This window comes from Sinomonas sp. G460-2 (assembly GCF_047759905.1).
Lineage (GTDB): Bacteria > Actinomycetota > Actinomycetes > Actinomycetales > Micrococcaceae > Sinomonas.
In genome coordinates, this window is record NZ_JBKZWT010000488.1 from 1 (window position 1) to 1,847 (window position 1,847).

Annotated in this window: 4 protein-coding genes; all 4 read left to right on the forward strand. The window is 68.4% G+C overall.

All coding sequences use genetic code 11. The features are described from left to right. Positions 1 to 92 precede the first annotated feature (92 nt). Positions 93 to 410 (forward strand): integration host factor, actinobacterial type, encoded by a 318-nt coding sequence (gene mihF / locus ACLN58_RS21735; protein ID WP_415857291.1) that lies wholly within the window; start codon positions 93 to 95, stop codon positions 408 to 410. Positions 411 to 544: 134 nt separating this feature from the next. Then, positions 545 to 1,111 carry a guanylate kinase gene (gene gmk, locus ACLN58_RS21740; RefSeq protein WP_415857294.1) on the forward strand — a complete coding sequence of 189 codons (567 nt, stop codon included), beginning with the start codon at positions 545 to 547 and terminating at the stop codon, positions 1,109 to 1,111. Positions 1,112 to 1,151: 40 nt separating this feature from the next. After that, a complete protein-coding gene (gene rpoZ / locus ACLN58_RS21745) occupies positions 1,152 to 1,424 on the forward strand; it encodes a DNA-directed RNA polymerase subunit omega (protein ID WP_415857292.1) in 273 nt (90 codons plus the stop codon). 28 nt (positions 1,425 to 1,452) lie between these two features. Beyond that, the coding region (locus tag ACLN58_RS21750; RefSeq protein WP_415857293.1) for a flavoprotein at positions 1,453 to 1,847 on the forward strand (395 nt) is incomplete at its 3' end.

Below are 1,847 nucleotides of genomic sequence, written 5' to 3' on the forward strand. Positions count from 1 at the left end.
GCACGCTGCGCATTGCCACGCGGCGGCGCGGAGGACTAGGTTCGTTGTCATCCGCGTGGGGGTGCGCGTGTTAGTCGAGCTGGGAGGCGACTGTGGGACTCAACCCCTTGACCTCGGAGGAGCGCAGCAGGGCGGTGTCCAAGGCCACGGCCGCCCGCGCACGGCGTGCCGAGGCCAAGTCCGCGCTCAAGGCCGGCACGCTCGGCCTCGACGAGCTGTTCGAGCGGGCCACCGCAGACGAAGCGCTCGCCCGGCTCAAGGTCACGGAGATGCTCGAGTCGTTCCACGGGATCGGGCCCGTGCGCTCGCTCGCCATCCTGGGCCAACTCGGCATCGCCCCGAGCCGCCGCCTGCGAGGCCTGGGCATCCACCAGCGCCGCGCGCTGATAGATTTTCTCGAGGCGCAGTAACGTTTTGGCGCCCGAGCGTCGCCACATGGCGCACGCCAGCGGAAGAGGCAAGGAGCACGGGTACACGCGTGGACAGCACAACGAGCGCAGCCGGCGGGGAGCGCCATGCGCGCGGCGCGGCCAAGCACACGGGCCTGACGGTCCTCGCGGGACCCACCGCGGTGGGGAAGGGAACGGTCTCGACGTACATCCGAGACAACTACCCCGAGGTGTGGCTCTCGGTCTCCGCGACGACCCGCCCGGCCCGTCCCGGTGAGCGTGAGGGCGTCCACTACTTCTTCAAGTCGCCCGAGGAGTTCGAGCAGCTTGTCGCCGAAGGTGAGTTCCTCGAGTGGGCCGTGGTGCACGGCGCCAACCGCTATGGCACCCTCAGGGCTTCGGTCGACGACGCGATTGCCCAGGGCAAGGCCGTCCTCCTCGAGATCGACCTGCAGGGCGCGCGCCAGGTCAAGGAGGCCATGCCCGAGGCTCGTTTCGTGTTCCTGGCCCCGCCGAGCTGGGACGAGATGGTCCGCCGGCTCGTGGGACGCGGCACGGAGAGCCCCGAAGAACAGCAGCGCCGCCTCGAAACGGCTAAAATAGAACTCGCTGCCGAGCCGGAGTTCGATTTCACGGTCGTCAATGACGATGTCCGGCGCGCGGCAGACGAGCTTGTTTCACTCATGGGACTGACACCGCACGCGCACCAATCGGCGCGTTAGTGTGTCCGTTCCGCCCCGCACCAGTGCATTGGAGAAATTCGTGACTTCGAACCCCGAAGGAATCATCAACCCGCCGATCGACGATCTGCTCACGAAGTCGGACTCGAAGTACGGGCTCGTGATCTTCGGAGCCAAGCGCGCCCGCCAGATCAACGCGTACTACGCCCAGCTGCACGAGGGCCTCTTCGAGTACGTCGGCCCGCTCGTGGACACGAAGCTCAACGAGAAGCCGCTCTCGATCGCGCTGCGGGAGATCAACGACGGGCTGCTCGTCGCGAAGCGCTCCGACGACGAGTCGGCCGCGCAGGACTAAGGCTCACTGACTGACTTCGGGAGGGTCGTTGCGCGTCGTCTTGGGCGTCGGGGGCGGGATTGCAGCCTATAAGGCCGCCTCGCTCCTCCGTCTGTTCACGGAGGCCGGGCACGACGTGACGGCCGTCCCGACCGACGCCGCGCTCTCCTTCGTCGGCAAGGCGACGTGGGAGGCCCTCTCGGGCAAGCCCGTCCGCACGAGCGTGTTCGAGGCCGTCGAATCCGTCAACCACGTGCGGCTCGGGCACGAGGCTGAGCTCATCGTCGTCGCGCCCGCGACTGCGGACCTCCTGGCCCGCGCGGCGGGCGGCCACGCTGACGATTTGCTCACGAACGCGCTTCTCACGGCGCGCTGCCCGGTGCTCATGGCCCCGGCCATGCACACCGAGATGTGGCGCCACCCCGCGACGCAGGCCAACGTCGC